Source organism: Streptomyces sp. ISL-96 (assembly GCF_018614035.1).
GTDB lineage: Bacteria > Actinomycetota > Actinomycetes > Streptomycetales > Streptomycetaceae > Streptomyces.
Map to the genome: position 1 here is coordinate 41,059 of NZ_JAGGPA010000064.1, position 18,680 is coordinate 59,738.

Sequence of the window (18,680 nt, forward strand, 5' to 3'; positions counted from 1 at the left end):
GGCGGAACCGGCGCAGCCGATTTCTGTTTCCTGCGCAGCAGGTTCCATACTGGAGAGCTGGCCTTTGATTCACCCTGCCGTGCGAACATTTCCTTGTACATATTGTATTGGAAAAATGTGCCGTGGTCTTCGTCTCTGGCCTGCGGCATTCGCGCCAAACTCAGGTTATTGAATCCGGAGAACAGTACGATCTCATCCACTTTTGGGAGCAGGTGTCGATACAGGGTGAGCAACAACAGCTCCTGTGTGGAATTGAAGCTGCGGCCGCCGAAGTTGAGCCAGGTTTGATCCCGTTCATCGTGGACATTCAGTCTCGAAGGGAGAGTCCAGGCATCAGAACTGGCCCCTATGCCGAAAACCGTTGAACTACCCGCCAGCAATCGTACTGAATCGGCCGATCCATGGTCAGCTACTGAATAACTGCGATCTCCGTCCGTGGCATACCGAAAACCTACGGAATCAGTGTTCACCACTTCCGATCGATGGGATTGTGGATGGAAATACAGAAGATGCGGAAGCCAACGTATCTCACCCTTGCTTGTGAATTTTTCCTCGTAGCCCCGCAGGTACGGTGCCAGTTCGGTCCGGATACTCACAGGTAGCTCCTCAGGCTGTACGTTCTGACCTTCGTCGAAAATATTTATTCGAGTTCGAGATTGATTGATTTCACAAGTTCGTTGAAAGTCCGAACAAGCCCGTCGCTACTGTCGGCAGTGAAAATGACATGACCAAGTGACTGCCAGACATGCGGGGGAACGTCGACTGTGTCCCCGACCTTGCGATAAAGAGAGAGCTCATGCACATGGGGGTTAAGAGCAGCTTCTTGCACCCCGGTAATCGCGCTGATCCGCCCGGCTCTCTCCGCAAAGAACAGATAGAATCCAGTCGGGGTGGGCTCAGGTCGGGGGCTGAGATCTGGTTTCCGGCCAGAAGCTATGTCCAGTACCGCGGTGACCAGGTCGACGCCGGTACTCAGCAGGACCGACTGGTAGACCGGCCCGCCCCCGATACGCGCCGCCGTCTCCAGGATCTTGGGAGTGCCGTCCTCCTGGATCCGGAATTCTGTGTGGGTTGCGCCCATCTCCATACCGATAGCTCGGTGGGCTGCGGCGACAAGCTCGATGACACGCTGCTGCACTTCTACCGGAAGCCGGCTAGGGGTCGTGTAGTGCACATCTGCGAAGTAGGGGCCGGTCGCGGGGAGCGGCTTGTCATGGATGGCGATTACATGCGCCTGACCATCCACGACGATCGACTCGACACTGATTTCCGCCCCTGGCAAATACTGCTCCAGAATGATCGCGTAATCATATTCATTTATAGCCCACTCATAGAGCGGATTGTGTTCAATTCCGGCCCACGCACCACGTTGAATGGTAGCGAAATGCTCGGTGAGCTCATCGATGTCATCCACTCGGCGCAAGTACCCGGTGTCGTTGTCAACGAGTGGTTTCATCACAAGAGGGAAACCGATACGTGCAGATTGCGTCAATGCCTCTTCGACTGTCCGAGCCAGACCATAAACGGGCTGAGGGATGTTCTCTGAGTCAAATGCTCGACGCATCGCATACTTGTCACGCACAGTATGTGCTGCATGCTCACTTATGAATGGCAATCCCAGCTCGGATGCCACCGCCGCTGCAGCCGGCACGCTGTGTCCGACGAACGCCGCGACGGCTCGAATCGGTTCCGGCTCGGACGCAGCAAGGTCGCGGACTGCGGCAACCGTGGCCTTGATATCTGAGGTGTCCACCGACAGAACAACGTCCGCAAATTCGTTCTCCCAGGTGGGATCCTTCACTAAAAGCAAAAGCCGTTCCCCGTTTTCTTTTGCATACTCTGCAGCTCGTGCCAGGTGCCTGCGGCGGCTCGCGTTCGATTTGTGGAGTACAAGAATGGTCATTCTTTACTTCTTCCATGCATTGCGTGGCACGCTAGTGGTCACTCCCACGCCGAGTTGCGCCTGACTGTCGCGCATAGAGCCTGCGATGGTCCATCCAATCCCGGTGTCCTCGGAGTCCACAGAACTCCATTGGACTGATCGGGTCGCTCAGGATCTCGGGCGTAACGCGAACGGGCTCCAGGCCGAAGAGCCTTCCGATACCTCTGGCAGCCCACAGCCGAGGCAGAAGGTTGAGAAACTCGATGTGACCAACTGTCGGACGTTGCCGACCTGTGTGCAGCCCCGATGACACACAATCAAAACCCTTACCCCCTGCTCCGCTTTCAGCGGCTCCCCCGAGCGATCGCAATCTAACCACACGTCCCGCTAGCTGAACGTGGGGGTGGGGACCGGGCGTTGGGGATGGGGTGTGCCAAGTAAGCCCTGTCTGGGGTAGTTTGAGCACCAAGTAAGTTTCCATCCTGGATTCCACCAACTGGCCATGGGCGCAACGGCGTTCGCGATCGAAGCGAGCGAGCTGGCCACATCGTTAGGCGGCCGGGATCATCCCGGGCGGGCCCGCCGATGAGTGAGGCCGACTGGAACAAGCTGATCAGAGGCTGGTTCCCGGAGCCCGTCAACTCCCGGCCGCGGCGGGTTACCTGGGCAGAGATCGACCGCGCGGCCTTCCGCTGTTTCGGCGGCGCCCCGCGCCGCTTGGTCCCGGACACCCTGAGGACCGGGGTCGAAAGGCCCGACTCTACGACCCGAAAATCAACAAGGTGTATCCCGAACTTGCCGTCCATTACGGCGTGTTGGTGGACCGGCCCGCGCTTTGAAGCCGAAGGACAAGCCCCGGGTTGAGCGGCCGATGCCCTACATTCGCAACTCGGTCTGGCGGAACGGCAGTCCACACGCCGTCAGTGCTGGCTCACTGGTCGCCCTCGACGGTCGTCCCGACCATGGTCCAGGTCTTCCAAGTGGGCGAACTTGTCAGGTCCCACTCGGCACTTGAGCAGGAAAACCACTCCTGACCGACCGCCACAACATCGGCTGCCGCGCTCAGCGGTGGTGCTGCGGTCGTAGTCCACGCCGACCACGGGTCACTCCGACGACCCCGACGCCGAAGTGCGTCGCCTGCTAGATTCCCCGTAAAGGCGCTACCAGCTGTTCCCGCAGAGTTCCCCCACTCGACACCGAATCGGTGAGCTTGTGGTGATGGCCTGAGGAGAGAACTGTCTGGCCGACTCCGATTACCGGTACGAGCGCGGATCGGTAACCGCTGCGGAGGTGAAACTGTGCTCATACCCAACTCATCTCTGTTGTCCAGAGTATGAGATAGCGGTTTGTGGGCTCTAAAGGGCTGGCGGGACAGAGCCGGCGCCATGGGAAGATGTCAACGTCCGAGTCAACGGACATGGCTTTCATGGATGAACTAGACGATATGTCCGAGAAATCTGGACGTACCGACGGCTCCATGGTGCCGATCAGCAATGAAGGAGCATGATGACTGCGATTACCCGAGTTGTCGGACGCGAAGTCTTGGACAGCAGGGGCAACCCGACCGTCGAGGTGGATGTCCTCCTGGAGGACGGGTCGTTGGGCCGTGCCGCGGTTCCCTCCGGTGCGTCGACGGGCGCCAACGAAGCCGTCGAACTCCGTGACGGTGATGCTTCGCGCTTCCACGGCAAGGGCGTTCGCACGGCGGTTGAAGCGGTTAACAGCGTCATAGCGGACTCCTTGGTGGGAGTCGAAGCGGAGAACCAGGCGCTGGTTGACGAGGTGATGATTTCGCTCGACGGCACGCCCAACAAGGGGAAGCTGGGAGCCAACGCGATTCTCGGTGTCTCACTGGCTACGGTGAAAGCCGCAGCTGCGGCGCACCGCGTACCGCTGTACCGCTACGTCGGAGGGTCGAGCGCCCGACTGCTGCCCGTACCGATGATGAACATCATCAACGGTGGTGCACACGCAAACAACGCCCTGGACTTCCAGGAGTTCATGATCGCGCCGATCGGAGCGGAGAACTTCTTCGAGGCCGTGCGCATGGGGTCCGAGGTCTTCCACAACCTGCGCAAGGCGCTGTCGGATGCCGGTCACAGCACCGGTGTGGGCGATGAAGGCGGCTTCGCTCCCAACCTCCGTACCTCCGACGAGGCGCTGCAGTTCGTCGTGGATGCCATCGAGAAGTCCGGGTACACGCCAGGTGAGGAGATCTCCCTGGTCATGGACCCGGCTACGTCCGAGTTCTTCAGGGACGGGGTCTACGACTACGCGGGCGAGGGCAAGAAGCGGTCGATCGAGGAGCACGCGCAGTACCTCTCGGACCTGGTCTCTCGATACCCGATCGCGTCGATCGAAGACGCCATGGCGGAGGATGACTTCGAGGGCTGGAAGCTGCTGATGCAGGTGCTGGGCGACAAGTGCCAGCTCACCGGCGACGATGTGTTCTGCACCAATGTCGACCGGCTCAACGACGGCATCCGGGACGGTATCGCCAACTCGATCCTGGTGAAGGTGAACCAGATCGGTTCGCTCACCGAGACCCTCACCACGGTGGACACCGCACACAAGGCCGGCTACACGGTCGTCATGTCGCACCGTTCCGGCGAGACCGAGGACACCACCATCGCGGATCTGGCGGTCGCCACAGGCTGTGGCCAGATCAAGACTGGCTCGTTGTCCCGTTCGGACCGCACGGCCAAGTACAACCAGCTCATCCGCATCGAGGAGGAGCTGGGCGCGCAAGCTCTGTATGCGGGCCGGTCGGCGTTGTACGTCCGTTCCTGAATCTGCTCAGCAATGCGCCGGGCCCTTCGAAGGGTCCGGCGCGCTTTCGCGTGAAGAACGCTATGCGGATGCTGACCCGCCGGCTGTATCACTGCAGTGCGAGAACGCAGTCTGTAGCTCGCCCGCATACCCATCGGCTTCGGCGTGAAGCGGTATGACCGGTGCGTGATCAGACCCTGGACGATGCAGTTCAGGTGGAAGCGCCGGCCGATCATGGTCCTGATCCGGCCCAGGGTCCGGCGCTGGTCCCCCCCAGCCCGTGCGCGGCCGGGCCCTTGCCGAGCTCCCGTTCGAGCTGCCCGAACTGTGCCTCGCTCAGCCGCGGAAGCAGCCGTTCCCAAAGTTCCTGACGTTCGGCACTCAACCCCGCCTGCTTCTGGATACCGCATCCATCGGTGACACCGGTATCCCCTTCACGGGCACAGGGTGCGCCTCCGCACCCGTCGCGCGATTCCGTATCCGATCACGCCGAATCGATAGACCAGATGGGGGCTACCCCGGCATGCCGGTCTGTTTTTCCTTGACGTCCGGGGCCACACCCTGCTGGTGGGGCGCGTGAATAACCAGGGGCGGAGCCGTTGGGCAAGGAGCACCATCAGCTGCTCATCGATCAGATATCGCGCCCCTAGACCCGGACTTCGCAGGTCACCCGATCGTGAAGATCAAGCGGTCGTAGCCGATCGCTCGCCGATCGGAAGCGTAGCGGCGATAGCTGTCCCGGTCCGGCCCGGTCGAGATCGGACGCTGGGAGGCCGCTGCGGCGAACCTTTTCGGCGACCTGCGAAGTCCGGGCCTAGAGTGCCCGCATGGACGCCCAGGGTTTTCCTCGCCAGTTCGCCCGTACGCGCCGCTTCTCACTCGGGATCCCCCGGCGGTTCACTGTCTCGCCCGACGGCCAACGGGTCCTGTTCGTACGGTCGGACGCGGGCGACGACCCGGTCAGCAGACTCTGGTTGTACGAGGACGGGAGCGAGCGGATACTCGCCGGGCCCGAGGGCGCCGGTGACGTTCCCGAGGCCGAGCGGATCCGGCGGGAGCGGGCCCGTGAGACGTCCTGCGGGGTGGTGGCCTACGCGAGTGACGGGGAGGCCCGCGTGGTGGCGTACGCCTTGGGAGGCGAACTCTGGACCGTACGGACGGACGGGGCCGGGGACGGAGCCGCCCCGCACCGTATCCCCACGGCGGGCCCGGTGGTCGACCCGCGGCCGTCCCCCGACGGAACGCTCGTCGCGTACGTCACCGGCGGCGCCCTGCGCGTCGTGCGAACCGACCGCACCGGGGACCGGCCGCTCGCCGTTCCCGAGAACGCCGACGTGACGTACGGACTCGCGGACCATGTGGCGGCGGAATCGCTCGACCGGATGCGCGGCTACTGGTGGTCGCCGGACAGCGAAGCCCTGCTCGTCGCGCGCGTGGACACGTCGATGGTGCAGCGCCGGTACATCGGCGATCCGGCACATCCCGGGAACGCACCCCGGTCGTTCCCGTATCCGTCCGCCGGAACAGCCAATGCCGAAACTACGATGCACCTCGTACGAGTTGACGGCGAGCGGGTAGCGGTGCGGGTGCCCGCCGAGGCCGACGCGGAACTCCACGCGCAGGACCGGTGGACGGACCGGGCCTTCGAATATCTCGTCACGGCCTGGTGGGACTCCACGGGACCGGCCATGAACGTGCAGACGAGGGACCAGCGCACGGCGTACCTGATGGACATCGACCCCGTGACGGGTGAGACCTCGCTGCTGCACCACCAGGGCGACGCCGCATGGCTGGAGTTCGTTCCCGGAGCGCCCACACGCACGTCCACCGGTTCACCCGTCCTTGCGGTCGTACCGCCGGGCAGTGACGTCCGCGGCCTGAGGACGGCCCGGCACGGAGCCGTCACACCGCCCGGACTGAACGTTCGCGAAGTGCTGTGCACCCTGGGCGAGCGGATCCTGTTCACCGCGAGCGACGAGCCGACGGAGGTCCATGTCTGGTCGTACGAACCGGACTCGGGTTTCGTCCGGCTGAGTGAGGGGCCCGGTGTCCACACGGCCGCCGTCGGCGGTGACACGCTCGTACTCGACAGCATGACACCCGACGGGCACACCGTGACCGTGCTGCGCGACGGCAAGCCCGCCGGGCACATCACCGTACGCGCCGAGGAACCGCTCGTCACGCCACGGCCGGTGCGCCTCTCCCTCGGCGAGCGCGAGCTGCGCAGCCTGCTCTTCCTCCCGTCGTGGCACGAGCCGGGGACGGGCAGCCTCCCGGTCCTGCTCAGCCCGTACGCCGGTCCCGGGATCCAACTGGTGGTGAAGGCCCGGGCATGGTGGACGGCAGTGGGTCAGTGGTGGGCGGAGCAGGGTTTCGCCGTACTGATGACGGACGGGCGCGGTACGCCGGGGCGCGGCGTGGAGTGGGAGAAGAGCATCCACGGCGATCAGCTGACGCCCGTACTCGAAGACCAGGTTGACGCGCTGCACGCGGCGGCCACGTACTGCGCCGACCTGGACCTGGGGCGGGTCGGGATCCGTGGCTGGTCCTTCGGCGGCTATCTGGCGGCCGCCGCCGTGCTGCACCGCCCCGACGTCTTCCACGCCGCTGTCGCGGGCGCGGCACCCACCGATCTGCGGCTCTACGACACGCACTGGAAGGAACGCTACCTCGGCCACCCCGACGTATTTCCGGAGAACTACGAGCGCTGCTCCCTCGTCGAGCACGCCCACAAGCTGACCCGGCCGCTGATGCTGGTGCACGGCACGGCGGACGACAACGTGGTGCCGGCCCACATGCTGCGCTTCTCGGCGGCGCTGCTCGCGGCGGGGCGGCCGCACAGCGTCCTGCCGCTCCCGGGAGCGAGTCACCTCGTTACCCAGGAAGGCGTGGCGGACTCCCTGTTGCTGCTGGAACTCGACTTCCTGAAGAAATCGCTCGGGTGCTGAACACCGGGGCCCGCTCCCGCGTACAACATCACGTAGCCAGTCGTCGAAGAGGAGTGCCGCATGACGGGATCTCAGGAGACAGGGCGGCTGTTCGGCCGCCGTACGGTCGTCGCCGCGGTGGGTGCGGCCGGGGTCGCCGCCGCGCTGACGGCCTGCGGTGGATCGGACAGTGACAGCCCGGCCGGCACCACTGTCGAGAAGCCCGCGGGCGGCAGCGGGGCGGGCGGCAGCGGGGCAGGCGCGGGCGCGGTACTGGCCAAGACGGCCGACATCCCCGAGGGCGGCGGCAAGGTCTTCGCCGACAAGGGGCTGGTCGTCACCCAGCCCACGGCGGGGCAGTTCAAGGCGTTCTCGTCGAAGTGCACCCACCAGGGCTGCGCGGTCAAGGACGTGGCGAACGGGATGATCAACTGCCCCTGCCACGGGAGCATGTTCGACGCGACGGACGGCAGCGTGAAGGGCGGCCCGGCGAAAGCGCCGCTCCCGGCCGCCGCGATCAAGGTCGAGGGCGACTCGATCACCCTTGCCTGACCCGCCGGGGGCGCTTCCAGCAGGCGAGAACCGCGTCGGTCGTGGTGATCGTGGCGACAAGAGCGAGCGTATTGCGGATCATCGCGGGGGTGTAGTCGGAAGGCACTCCCGCGATGGCGTCCGAGGGCACGACGGCCGTGTGGCCGAGGTTGACCGCGTCGAAGACGGCGTTGGGAATCGCCACATTGGCCGAGACACCCGTGATGATCAGACTGCGGCACCCGAGGTTGCGCAGCAGTGCGGGAACGTCCGTACCGGAGAGCGGCGAGAGGCCGTGCAGCCGCCGTACGACGAGGTCTTCCTCCGCGACTTCGATCGGTTCCGCGACGTGCACCGCGGTCGTTCCCGTGAGCTGCTGTACGGGCAGCCGTGCGGCGGCGCGGAACAGCCGTGCGTTGTGGCCGGCGCCGCGCCCGTCGGGACGCCGTTCCGCCACCGCGTGCAGCACCTGCACCCCGGCCTCGTGCGCGCCGGCGACCAGCCGCGCGACGCGTACCAGAGCCCCCGAGGAACGGGCCTCTCCGGCGAGTTCGGGAAGTGCGCTGTCCGGGCCGACGACACCCTGCTGGCATTCCACGGTGAGCAGCACGGTGGTCGCCGGATCGAGCTGCTCCACGAGCTGTTCGTACGACGGCAAGGCTCCTCCTCGGCTCTGAGCGCGCGAGGTTAACGGCCATTGCGCGATGAGGGAAGAGACCCCATGATTTCTGACACTGAGTCAGAAACCGCAAAGGCCATGCACCCATGGAGGGGACGGACGCCCATGACCGCCATTCAGCGCAGAGGCCGCCGCATCATGATGACGGACGCCGAGCGGGACGCCTTCCTCACCGAGCAGCGCACCTGCCGCGTAGCGACGGTCTCGGCGGACGGCACCCCGCACGTCGGCGCCCTGTGGTTCGTCTGGGACGGCGCTTCGCTCTGGCTGTACTCGATCACGCGCAGCCGCCGCTGGGCGCAGCTGCGCAAGGACGCCCGGCTCGCCGTGCTCGTGGACGACGGCGTGGAGTACGGCGAACTGCGCGGCATCGAGCTGTCCGGCACCGCCGCCTTCGTGGGCGAGGCCCCGCGCACGGGCGAGCCGTGCCCCGAACTGGACGTACCGGAGCGGCTGTTCCCCCAGAAGTACTTCGGCATGACGCGGATGCCGCACGACGGGCGGCACGCCTGGCTGCGCCTGACGCCCGACGCGATGACGTCCTGGGACTTCCGCAAACTCGGCGGCGCCTGAGCCCGGGGCCCGAGCCCCATCCGGGCCACCCGGACCGGCCCTCAGCCGACGACGGCCGCGCCTGCCGCGCCCAGCGCGTCGACCGCCGCGCGGATGGAAGGCCGCCGGTCCGCGTCGGCGCGCCAGACGGCGTACACGTGCCGCCGCATCGCATGCCGCACCGGTACGACGCGCACCCGCTCCGGCACAGGACCTCGCCCCAGCCGTGGCGCCACGCACACCCCGAGCCCTTCGGCGATGAGCGCGAGCTGGGTGGCCTGCTCCTCGGCGACATGTGCGATCCGGGGCTCGACACCCTTGCCGCGCAGCGTGAACATCAGCCACTCGTGACAGAACTCCCCCTCCGCCCAGGTGACCCAGTCGTCGTCGGCGAACTCCTCCAGATCCACGGTGGTGCGGCCCGCGAGCGGATGGTCGACATGCATGGCGACATCGGCGGGATCGTGGAGCAGCTCCTGCTTGGCGAGCCCCTCCGGCAGGGGGAGCGGCCTGTTGTACCAGTCGAGTACGACGGCGAGATCGAAGTCGCCCCGCACGACTCCGCGTACCGAATCGGCGGGCTCCATCTCCCGCATCTGCACGCGCAGTTGCGGATGCTCGACACGAAGTGCGGCAAGGGCCGACGGCAGCAGACCGCGCGCGGCCGTGGGGAAGGCGGCAACCGCGAGGTCTCCGACGGCCCGGCCGCTCTGTGCCTCGATGTCGGACTGGGCGAGCTCGACCTGGGAGAGGATGCGCGCGGCGTGGTCGGCGAGCAGCCGTCCCGCGTCGGTGAGGCGGACGCCGCGGCCGTTCTTGGCGAGCAGGGGCTGGCCGACCTCGCGCTCCAGTTTGGCCATCTGCTGCGAAACGGCGGAGGTCGTCACATGCAGTCCCTCGGCGGCGCCGCTGACGGAGCCGTGCCGGGCGAGGGCGTCGAGCGTACGCAGGCGCTCCAAATTCAACATGTAAGCGATGCTAAGCGATCCGCTCCACAAAATCTCGCTTGTGCTACGAGGTTGAGCGGGCCAGGGTAACCACCATGAGCTCGACGTCCACACCCCGCGCCGCACCGCCCGCCGCCCCCGCCCCCGCCACTGTCGCCGGCGATCCTCCCCCTCCCCAGCCCGTCCGCCGCCCGGCCCTGGACTGGCGCATCCGGTTCGCGGTGCTCGCGCTCATCTGGGGCTTCAGTTTCCTGCTCATCAAGGTCGGCACCCAGGCGTACGCACCCTTCCAAGTGACCCTCGGGCGACTGCTCTTCGGTACGGCCGTCCTGGTCGCCGCGATGGCGGTGAAGCGGGTGGGGCTGCCGCGCGGCGCCCGCACGTGGGGCCATCTCGCCGTCGCCGCGTTCTTCCTCAACGCCCTGCCGTTCTCGCTCTTCGCCTACTCCGAGCTGACGATCCCCTCAACGCTCGCCGGCATCTGCAACGCCACCTCGCCGCTGTGGGGCATGGTGCTCTCGGTGGTCGCCTTCTCCGAGGACCGCCCGACCCGCCGCCGCGTCGCGGGACTCGGCCTCGGCTTCATCGGCGTACTGACCGTGCTGGGAGCGTGGCAGGGCTTCTCCGGCCTGGACTTCGGCGGTACGGCGATGGCGCTGCTGGCCGCCCTCAGCTACCCGATCGGCTGGATCTACCTGCGCCGTACGCTCGCGGGCAGCGGCAACTCGGCCCTTTCCATGACGGGCGCGCAGCTTCTCCTGGGTACGGTCCAACTCGCCGTGGTTACCCCGCTGTTCACCACCATGCCGGACTCGTTCCCGGTCGTGCCGCTGCTCGCGGTGGTGGCGCTCGGCGCACTCGGCACCGGCTTGGCCATGCTCCTGCAGTACGACCTGGTGGCGGAGGTCGGCCCCACCACGGCGCAGATGGTCACGTACTTCATCCCGGTCATCGCCACAGTCGCGGGCGTGACCCTGCTGGGTGAACACCTGAGCTGGAACACCCCGGTGGGCGCTCTCATCGTCCTGGCGGGCGCGGCCCTGACCCAGAGCCGCCCCCGAGGCAGCAACTGAACCGTAAAGCCGCACCCCCACCCACCGGGGCGGGGTGGGGAAAGAGCTCCGCAGGACTCCCTCACCCATGGCGCCGCCCACCCGGCGCCGGCCCCGCCGCCGCGGCAATGGTGTCGGCCAGCGGCCCGACGTCGGCCGGCGCGATCGCCGAAACGGTCACCCGGACACCCGGCGGCGCCGCCATCCGGAACCGCGCCCCCGGCGCGACGGCCCACCCCGAGTGCAGCAGCCGCGCCACCACCCCCGTCTCGTCCGCCACCGGCACCCACACATTGAGCCCACTGCGCCCGTGCGCCTCCACCCCCCGTTCCGCCAGTGCCCGCAGCAGCGCGTCCCGCCGCTCGCCATACTCACGCGAGACGGCGCGTACGTCCACGGCCCCCGCTTCCCACAGATCGACAACCGCCCGCTGCAACAGCCGGCTGACCCACCCCGGCCCGAGCCGCTGCCGCCCCAGCACCCGGTCCACCGTGACCGGGTCGCCGGTCATCATGGCGAGCCGCAGATCAGGGCCGTACGCCTTCGCGACGGACCGTACGAACACCCAGTGGTCCGTCACGCCCGCGAGCGGATGCACGGGCAGGTCGACGATGGCGTGCCCGTGATCGTCCTCAATCAGCAGCACACCCGGATACGCCCCCAGAACCCGGCGCAGCTCCTCCGCCCGCGCGGCGCTCACCACCGCACCGGTCGGGTTCTGCGCCCGGTCGGTGACCACGAGCGCCCGCGCCCCGCCACGAAGGGCCCGTTCGACCTCACCGGGCAGCGGCCCGTCGTCGTCGAGCGCGACGGGTACGGCGCTCAGCCCGAGCGCGGGAATCAGATCGAGCAGGCTGCTCCACCCCGGGTCCTCGACCGCGACCGTGTCGCCCGGCTTCAGGTGCGCGGCCAGTACGCGCTCGATCGCGTCGAGCGATCCGGAGGTGACGGCGACAGGCCCGCCCGGCACCCCGTCCGCTTCGAACGCGGCCCGCGCGAGGCGCGCGAAGTCCTGGTCCACGGGCTCCTGTCCGTACAGCCCCGGCCGCCGCGCGTTGTGCCGTGCCGCGGCCGCGAACGCGTCATGCAGCAGCGGCAGCAGCGCGGGATCAGGATTGCCCTGGCTCAAGTCGCGTACGCCGGGCGGTACGTCGACCCTGATCAAATCCCGTGCCGTACTGGCCGGCCGAGGACGCACCCGGCTGCCTCGGCGCCCCGAGGTCTCGATCACCCCGCGTTCCCGCAGGGTGCGGTACGCGGCCGCGACCGTATTCGGATTGACCCCCAGCTGCCCCGCCAACTCCCTCATGGGCGGCAGCAGCTGTCCCGGTTCCAGCTCTCCGGAACCGACCGCACGCTCCACACTCGCGGCGATCTCAGATGCGCGCCGCCCACTGATCCGATAATCTCCTAGCACAAAGCCAACTATGCACTAATACAATGGAGATTCCAATGACAGACACCACCTCCTCCTACGCGCCTTCCGAGCGCACGGTCCCCACCCGCTCCCGGGAACGCGCGTCGTACGACCGCGAGCAGGTGCACGCGATACTCGACGAGGGGTACGTCTGCCATCTCGGCTTCGTACGCGACGGCGCGCCCGTGGTCCTGCCGACCCTCTACGGCCGCGTCGGCGAGCGCCTCTACGTGCACGGCTCCACAGGTTCCCGCCCCCTGCGCATGGCCGGCCAGGCAGACCCCGGCCTCGCGGTCTGCCTGACGGTCACGCACGTCGACGGCCTCGTCCTGGCCCGCTCCGCCTTCCACCACTCCATCAACTACCGCTCCGTAGTGGTCCACGGCATCGCGCACGAGGTCATCGACGAGGAAGAGCGCCGCACCGCCCTCGACGCGCTGGTCGATCACGTGGTCCCCGGCCGCTCGTACGACTCGCGCCCGGCCAACACCAAGGAGCTCGCGGCGACCGCCGTGATCCGCCTTGACCTGGAGGAGGTCTCCGCGAAGGTACGCACCGGCGGCCCCAACGACGAGCCCGAGGACGCCTCCCTCCCGCACTGGACGGGCGTGGTCCCCCTGACGCGCGGCTACGGCGCCCCGATCCCGGCAGCCGGCCTGGACCCGGCCATCACGCTCCCCGACTACCTCGCCACGCTCTGAGCCCGTCGGGCGTTTGCGGACCGGGGTACGGGGCGCCGCCCCCCGCTACGCGAGAACCGCCTCCGCCCTGCGCCCCAACGCCGCCGTCCTGGCCTCCGCGACCGCGAGCCCCGCCACCGCCGCGAGGAGCAACAGCGTCCCCACCACGGTGGCCACCGCCAGCCGCTCACCCAGCAGCACCACCGCGATGAAGGCCGCGCTCACCGGTTCGAGCAACGTAATCACCGACACGGTCGCGGACCGGACGACCGCCGCCCCGGCGAAGTAGAGGGCGTACGCAAGCGCCGTCGGCACCGTGGCCATATACACCAGCAGCCACGCCACCCGCACCGGATCGGCGGTGTGCGGCAGCAGCCCCTCGGCGGCGGCGAACGGCAGCAGGCACAGCGAGCAGACGGCGAACGCCCACGCGGTCGTATGGAACGGATCGGCACCGCCCCCGTCCCGCCCGAGCCGCCGCGTCAGCAACGTCATCGCCGCGTACCCACCCGCTGACAGCAACGCGAAAAAGACACCGGCGGGCCGCACCGACGCATCCCCGCTGCCCAGCACCATCACGGCGAGCCCGACGACCGCACCGACCACGGTGAGCACCCCGGCGCGCCCCAGCCGCTCCCCCATGGTCAGCCGCGCACCCAGCGCGATCAGCACCGGCCCCGCGCCCATGGTGACGACGGTCCCGACGGCGAGCCCGGTGGCCTGCACGGCCGCGAAGTACGCGCTCTGGAAGACGGTGAGCCCCAGCCCGGTGACAAGAACGCGCATCAGCCTCCGCCTACGCGGCTCGACCGGCGCGACAACCGCCGCGACAACCCGGCGCCGGTGCACCGCACGCGCGGCCACGAGCAGCACCAGCCCACCGGCACAGCGCCAGAAGGACAGGGCGAGCGGCCCCAGATCGCTGGCCAGGAAGGTGAGCGAGGCGACCGCTCCGGCGGTACCCCAGGCAGTTCCGGCGACGATGAGATAAATCAGGCCACGCCCAACAGGCAGACCTGAGACGGGCAGCGCTGAGACGGGCAGCCCTGAAGAAGGACAGGAAGATTTCGACACGTGACTTCTCCGCGTGAAGACGGGACGGGACAGGTGGTCGCTCGACTCCGCACGCGGGCAGCGACGAACCGCTCGGGGACTGCCCGAGCCCGGTCTTCGTCTTCGGCAATGCCGCCCGCGTTACGCGGCGGGAGGCGGAAGCACAGTCATACGCATGATCGTCACCCTACGGCGCGGTCCGCCCGGCGGACAACTCCGTTTCCCCAGCCGCATCGGCACTCACACCGGCACCCGCACCCGCACCCGCACCCGCCACACTCGCGGACCCACCCGCGACCGGCCCGCCCGGAGCCTTCGGCGCCGACGACTGCGCGATGAAGGCACCGACGAGCACCACGGCCCCGCCGATGATCTGCGGCGCGGACAGGTGCTCCCGCAGCAGCACCCACGCCAGTACGGTCGCGATGACCGCCTCCAGGCAGGCCACCACACCAGCCACCTGAGGCGACAGTCTGCGCACAGACACCACACCCGTGACGTACGCGACGACAGTGGCGATCAGCACGATCCACCCGAGCAGCAGCGCGGCCGGCACGTCCGTCCCGCCCAACTCCGCGCGCCCCGCGAGCAGTGACCAGTCCATGCCCCAGGGGCGTGCCACCACGGTCAGCACCGCGGCGCCGATGAGCAGTCCGTACGCGATGACACCCAGCGGATCGGCCGCGTCCTCGCCCGTACTGCCCTGGTCGGAGAGCACGAAGTAACCGACCTGGCAACAGGCCGCCCCGAGCGCGAACAGCAGCCCGAGAGCGTCGAAACTCAGCCCTGCCCATACCTCGACCACGCAAGCCAGGCCACCGACGGCCAGTACGACACCGACCGCGGCGGCGCGCGTCACCGGCCTGCGCTGCACGAACCGGACCCAGCCGAGCACCAGCGCCGGGGCGAGATATTCAATGAGCAGCGCGACGCCGACCGGGATCCGGGACAGCGAGGCGAAGTAGAAGGCCTGCACACCGGCGACCGCGAGCAGGCCGAAACCGGCGAGCAGGGCGGGCTTGCGCAGCAGCAGGTCGCGGTGGCGCCAGGCCACCGGCAGCATGACGAGAGCGGCGCCCGCCACCCGTAGCCACACCACGTGCAGCGGGTCGAGCCCCGCCTCGATCAGCGGCTTGGCCGCGACACCTGAACCACCGAATGCGAATGCCGATACCAGGGCAAGTCCCAGGCCGGCGCTCTTCCCCTGAGACGCGTGCATCGGGACATCATGCCAGGTGAGGTCAGGAGCGTCACCCCGGTCACGCCTGACGAGATTCTTCGAAGAGGCGCCCCGCCAGCAGTTCCGCGTCCACACCGGCCCGACGGAGCACTTCAACCGCCCGGCACTCGGCGTCCGAGGCGAGTACGGCGAGCAGGTCGAGCCCGCGGGCGCGCTGGTCGCCGCGCGCTGCGGCGCGCTCCAGGGCGCCCTCCATGGCCGTGACAGCGGCGGGCGACCAGCCCGCCACGCCCGCCCAGTCCCGCACCACGGGCGCCGCGGCGGAATCCTCCACGGCGCCCTGCCAGCGCAGCCCGTAACCGATGCTGCGTTGCACGAGGTAGCCGAGCACCCGGGCGGTCTGCGGCGGACCGCCGTCGAACGCGGCCCTGACTTCGGGGTCGGTCTCGATCACCGAGTGCAGCAGATGCGCGGTGTCGATCTGCCGGTCACCGTCCCGCAGCGCCCGCCTGCGCGCGCCCGCGACCACCGAGGCGAGCTCGGCGGTGAGCCTGGCATCGATGTCTCCACAGTGGGGAGCGAGCTGGTGGGGAACCCGCGGCGTACGGCTTTGCACACCTCCCACCTCATCAGTCGCCGTCGCCGGGAACATCCCCGCCGGGGAGCATTCGCGCATCCCACCGAAGTTGGGCAACCACACCCCCGGTCTCCTCCTTACGGATGAGACCTGACAGTTCATCAGTATTGAATGTTCCGCCCCGCCCGGCTACGTTCCGCGACACGCAGCCGACGAGAAGGGGTGGTCGCATGGCCGAAGCCAGCGCGGAGGCACACATCGGGGCACCGGCCGAGAAGATCTGGGCGCAGCTGACGGACTTCACCTCGTACGCCGAGTGGAACGCGACCCACACCAGCTTCCCCAAGGGCGGCCCCGCGGTGCTGGAGGTGTCGGCGACGTACGAGGAGAACATGAAGCTCATGGGCTTCCCCGCAGAGGTCACCTGGACGGTCGAAGAGCTGGAACCGGCCCGGCTGCTCGCGACGAGGGGGAAGGGCCCGATGGGCGTCAGCCTCGCCATGCGCTACTCGCTCACGCCCGACGGCGACGGAACCCGGGTACGCATCGAGGGGGAGTTCACCGGCGCCGCCGTCTCCCTGATGGCGGGCAAGCTCAAGGACTCGGCGGGCGCGGCCCTGAGCGAATCGCTGCGCAAGCTCGACGGCCTGGTCACCTGACCAAAAGGGCCAGCCGTACGAAATTGGCCTTGGCCTGCGGCTTCGTCCTGCCTCTACCGTTCGTCTCCATGCGGATTCGAATCGTCGACGCCTTCACCGACCGGCCCTTCGCCGGCAACCCGGCCGGAGTCCTGCTGCTGGACTCCGACACGTTCCCCGACGACGCGTGGCTCCAGCGGGTGGCGGCCGAGGTGAACCTCTCCGAGACCGCCTTCGCGCACCCGCTCCCGGCGGGCGGAGACGCGGACTGGGCCCTGCGCTGGTTCACGCCCACCAGCGAGGTGGCCATGTGCGGCCACGCCACCTTGGCGACCGCCCACGTGCTGCACACGACGCGTGCGACTACAGGCACTCCCACCGGCGCCGTGCGCTTCTCGGCGCTCTGCGGGATCCTCACCGCCACCGCGAAGGACGACGGCACCTTCACCCTCGACTTCCCGACCGCGCCGCTCACCGCGATCCCGGTCCCCGACGGCATCGGCGAAGCCCTGGGCGGCGTCGAGGTCCTCTCGGCCCACGACACCGGTCCGCACATCGGCGACCTGCTGGTGGAGCTGGCCGACGAGCGCACCGTACGCACGCTCACGCCCGACTTCCCCGGCCTTGTCGCCCACTCCAAGCGCGGCATCATCGCCACGGCCGCCGCCGAAGACCCCTCCCTCGGCTACGACTTCGTCTCGCGCTGCTTCTTCCCCCAGTTCGGCATCGACGAGGACCCGGTGACCGGCAGCGCGCACACCGCCCTCGCCCCGTACTGGTCGCCGCGCCTCGGCCGTGACGAGCTGACCGGCCTCCAGGCCTCCGCCCGCACGGGACTCGTCGCCACCTCACTGCGCGGCGAGCGCACCCTGCTGACCGGCGGCGCCGTCACGGTCATCGACGGCGAGCTCATGGCCTGACACACCGAAGGGGTCCCCCTCCTCACCCCGACAAGGTGGGCAGCCACCCCACCTTGCCCGCCAGCAGCGCGTACCCCACGAACGCCCCCACATCGAGCAGCGTGTGAGCCACGACGAGTGGCCCGACCCGCCCCCAGCGCCGGTACAGCAGCACGAAGACCGCGCCCATCACCATGTTGCCGATGAAGCCGCCGATCCCCTGGTACAGGTGGTACGAGCCACGCAGCACCGAGCTCGCCGCCAGAGCGGCCGTCGGCGACCACCCCAACTGGTCCAGCCTGCGCAGCAGATACCCGACGACAATGACTTCCTCCAGTACGGAGTTCTGCATCGCGGAAAGGACCAGCACAGGGAACTTCCACCACACCGGCGGCAGCGATTCCGGCACCACCGTGAGGTTGAACCCCGACTCGATGGCGACCAGATAGAACGCGAGCCCGGCGCTGCCGATGCCCGCCGCTACCAGCACCCCACGCCACAGATCCGGCCATGGCCGCGTACGGTCGAATCCGATCGCGCGCAGCCCCGTTCCCTCCCGCAGCAGCAGGTATGCGATCAGCGCGACGGGCACCAGCGCCGACGTGATGCCGAACAGCTGCCAGGCGAGATCCAGCCACGGCCGCCCGGGCGTGGCCGACGTATTGAGATTCGCCGCCTGGTCCTTGAGCCCGCCCGGTTTCGTGACGGCTCCGACAAACCTGATCAGGGACGACACCCCGCTCGCTCCCAGCGAGAGCGCGAGCACAACCACGACTTCGATCCGCAGGATCTGTCGTGTCACCCCCGGTCCGGGAGGAAATTCGGCCACCCGGCTCACCTCTGCCTGCACACCAGCCTCCAGTTCGGCAATCCCGCCTCATCCCCAACTCCGCCCCG

17 protein-coding genes are annotated in these 18,680 nt (G+C 68.2%); 9 read left to right on the forward strand and 8 right to left on the reverse strand.

Annotated features, from left to right (window positions below):
• Positions 1 to 122 precede the first annotated feature (122 nt).
• Positions 123 to 365 (forward strand): hypothetical protein, encoded by a 243-nt coding sequence (locus J7E96_RS31430; protein ID WP_215136348.1) that lies wholly within the window; start codon positions 123 to 125, stop codon positions 363 to 365.
• A gap of 275 nt (positions 366 to 640) precedes the next feature.
• On the opposite strand, the gene J7E96_RS31435 is transcribed toward J7E96_RS31430, so the two are convergent.
• Positions 641 to 1,903 (reverse strand): ATP-grasp domain-containing protein, encoded by a 1,263-nt coding sequence (locus J7E96_RS31435; protein ID WP_251070711.1) that lies wholly within the window; start codon positions 1,901 to 1,903, stop codon positions 641 to 643.
• Positions 1,904 to 3,388: 1,485 nt separating this feature from the next.
• Here J7E96_RS31435 and eno point away from each other — a divergent pair.
• From eno to J7E96_RS31450, 3 genes are all read left to right on the forward strand, one after another.
• Positions 3,389 to 4,672 (forward strand): phosphopyruvate hydratase, encoded by a 1,284-nt coding sequence (gene eno / locus J7E96_RS31440; protein ID WP_215136415.1) that lies wholly within the window; start codon positions 3,389 to 3,391, stop codon positions 4,670 to 4,672.
• An 806-nt stretch (positions 4,673 to 5,478) separates the two neighbouring features.
• Positions 5,479 to 7,599: a prolyl oligopeptidase family serine peptidase gene (locus J7E96_RS31445; RefSeq protein ID WP_215136351.1), complete on the forward strand. Its 2,121-nt coding sequence runs from the start codon at positions 5,479 to 5,481 to the stop codon at positions 7,597 to 7,599.
• A gap of 60 nt (positions 7,600 to 7,659) precedes the next feature.
• The gene (locus tag J7E96_RS31450; RefSeq protein WP_215136353.1) at positions 7,660 to 8,130 is read left to right on the forward strand and encodes a Rieske (2Fe-2S) protein; all 471 of its coding nucleotides are present in this window, start codon (positions 7,660 to 7,662) and stop codon (positions 8,128 to 8,130) included.
• Here the strand turns inward: J7E96_RS31450 and J7E96_RS31455 are convergent.
• Entirely contained in the window at positions 8,117 to 8,767 is a 651-nt protein-coding gene (locus J7E96_RS31455; protein ID WP_215136355.1) for an isochorismatase family protein, read from the reverse strand. The two genes, J7E96_RS31450 and J7E96_RS31455, sit on opposite strands and share 14 nt — an antisense overlap.
• Positions 8,768 to 8,893: 126 nt before the next feature.
• Here J7E96_RS31455 and J7E96_RS31460 point away from each other — a divergent pair, with 126 nt between their 5' ends.
• Positions 8,894 to 9,361, forward strand: a complete 468-nt coding sequence (locus J7E96_RS31460) for a pyridoxamine 5'-phosphate oxidase family protein (RefSeq protein ID WP_215136357.1) — start codon at positions 8,894 to 8,896, stop codon at positions 9,359 to 9,361.
• 41 nt (positions 9,362 to 9,402) lie between these two features.
• On the opposite strand, the gene J7E96_RS31465 is transcribed toward J7E96_RS31460, so the two are convergent.
• Positions 9,403 to 10,308, reverse strand: coding sequence for a LysR family transcriptional regulator (locus J7E96_RS31465; protein ID WP_215136358.1), 906 nt, complete (start codon positions 10,306 to 10,308; stop codon positions 9,403 to 9,405).
• Between the two features lie 74 nt (positions 10,309 to 10,382).
• Here J7E96_RS31465 and J7E96_RS31470 point away from each other — a divergent pair, with 74 nt between their 5' ends.
• Positions 10,383 to 11,360, forward strand: a complete 978-nt coding sequence (locus J7E96_RS31470) for a DMT family transporter (RefSeq protein WP_215136360.1) — start codon at positions 10,383 to 10,385, stop codon at positions 11,358 to 11,360.
• A 61-nt stretch (positions 11,361 to 11,421) separates the two neighbouring features.
• On the opposite strand, the gene J7E96_RS31475 is transcribed toward J7E96_RS31470, so the two are convergent.
• Positions 11,422 to 12,756 carry an aminotransferase class I/II-fold pyridoxal phosphate-dependent enzyme gene (locus J7E96_RS31475; RefSeq protein WP_215136363.1) on the reverse strand — a complete coding sequence of 445 codons (1,335 nt, stop codon included), beginning with the start codon at positions 12,754 to 12,756 and terminating at the stop codon, positions 11,422 to 11,424.
• A 35-nt stretch (positions 12,757 to 12,791) separates the two neighbouring features.
• Here J7E96_RS31475 and J7E96_RS31480 point away from each other — a divergent pair, with 35 nt between their 5' ends.
• Entirely contained in the window at positions 12,792 to 13,457 is a 666-nt protein-coding gene (locus J7E96_RS31480) for a pyridoxamine 5'-phosphate oxidase family protein (RefSeq protein WP_251070713.1), read from the forward strand.
• 45 nt (positions 13,458 to 13,502) lie between these two features.
• On the opposite strand, the gene J7E96_RS31485 is transcribed toward J7E96_RS31480, so the two are convergent.
• The 3 genes from J7E96_RS31485 to J7E96_RS31495 all read right to left on the reverse strand — a co-directional run bounded on the left by J7E96_RS31485 (position 13,503) and on the right by J7E96_RS31495 (position 16,285).
• Complete coding sequence (locus J7E96_RS31485; protein ID WP_308296229.1) at positions 13,503 to 14,510, reverse strand: EamA family transporter; 1,008 nt, start codon at positions 14,508 to 14,510, stop codon at positions 13,503 to 13,505.
• Between the two features lie 166 nt (positions 14,511 to 14,676).
• The gene (locus tag J7E96_RS31490; RefSeq protein WP_215136367.1) at positions 14,677 to 15,708 is read right to left on the reverse strand and encodes a DMT family transporter; all 1,032 of its coding nucleotides are present in this window, start codon (positions 15,706 to 15,708) and stop codon (positions 14,677 to 14,679) included.
• Between the two features lie 40 nt (positions 15,709 to 15,748).
• Positions 15,749 to 16,285: a Clp protease N-terminal domain-containing protein gene (locus tag J7E96_RS31495; protein WP_215136369.1), complete on the reverse strand. Its 537-nt coding sequence runs from the start codon at positions 16,283 to 16,285 to the stop codon at positions 15,749 to 15,751.
• A 191-nt stretch (positions 16,286 to 16,476) separates the two neighbouring features.
• Here J7E96_RS31495 and J7E96_RS31500 point away from each other — a divergent pair, with 191 nt between their 5' ends.
• Positions 16,477 to 16,905 carry an SRPBCC family protein gene (locus tag J7E96_RS31500; protein ID WP_215136371.1) on the forward strand — a complete coding sequence of 143 codons (429 nt, stop codon included), beginning with the start codon at positions 16,477 to 16,479 and terminating at the stop codon, positions 16,903 to 16,905.
• Between the two features lie 68 nt (positions 16,906 to 16,973).
• Positions 16,974 to 17,804, forward strand: a complete 831-nt coding sequence (locus tag J7E96_RS31505; RefSeq protein WP_215136373.1) for a PhzF family phenazine biosynthesis protein — start codon at positions 16,974 to 16,976, stop codon at positions 17,802 to 17,804.
• A 22-nt stretch (positions 17,805 to 17,826) separates the two neighbouring features.
• Here J7E96_RS31505 and J7E96_RS31510 read toward each other — a convergent pair whose 3' ends face one another.
• The gene (locus J7E96_RS31510; protein WP_215136375.1) at positions 17,827 to 18,633 is read right to left on the reverse strand and encodes a CPBP family intramembrane glutamic endopeptidase; all 807 of its coding nucleotides are present in this window, start codon (positions 18,631 to 18,633) and stop codon (positions 17,827 to 17,829) included.
• Between the last annotated feature and the right edge of the window lie 47 nt (positions 18,634 to 18,680).

Excerpts from the sequence above, each read along its gene's own strand:
- J7E96_RS31465 (WP_215136358.1), bottom strand. The coding sequence starts at position 10,308 with ATGTTGAATTTGGAGCGCCTGCGTACGCTCGACGCCCTCGCCCGGCAC.
- J7E96_RS31480 (WP_251070713.1), top strand. The coding sequence starts at position 12,792 with ATGACAGACACCACCTCCTCCTACGCGCCTTCCGAGCGCACGGTCCCC.
- J7E96_RS31470 (WP_215136360.1), top strand. The coding sequence starts at position 10,383 with ATGAGCTCGACGTCCACACCCCGCGCCGCACCGCCCGCCGCCCCCGCC.
- J7E96_RS31500 (WP_215136371.1), top strand. The coding sequence starts at position 16,477 with ATGGCCGAAGCCAGCGCGGAGGCACACATCGGGGCACCGGCCGAGAAG.
- J7E96_RS31490 (WP_215136367.1), bottom strand. The coding sequence starts at position 15,708 with ATGCACGCGTCTCAGGGGAAGAGCGCCGGCCTGGGACTTGCCCTGGTA.
- J7E96_RS31435 (WP_251070711.1), bottom strand. The coding sequence starts at position 1,903 with ATGACCATTCTTGTACTCCACAAATCGAACGCGAGCCGCCGCAGGCAC.
- J7E96_RS31505 (WP_215136373.1), top strand. The coding sequence starts at position 16,974 with ATGCGGATTCGAATCGTCGACGCCTTCACCGACCGGCCCTTCGCCGGC.
- eno (WP_215136415.1), top strand. The coding sequence starts at position 3,389 with ATGACTGCGATTACCCGAGTTGTCGGACGCGAAGTCTTGGACAGCAGG.
- J7E96_RS31445 (WP_215136351.1), top strand. The coding sequence starts at position 5,479 with ATGGACGCCCAGGGTTTTCCTCGCCAGTTCGCCCGTACGCGCCGCTTC.
- J7E96_RS31460 (WP_215136357.1), top strand. The coding sequence starts at position 8,894 with ATGACCGCCATTCAGCGCAGAGGCCGCCGCATCATGATGACGGACGCC.
- J7E96_RS31450 (WP_215136353.1), top strand. The coding sequence starts at position 7,660 with ATGACGGGATCTCAGGAGACAGGGCGGCTGTTCGGCCGCCGTACGGTC.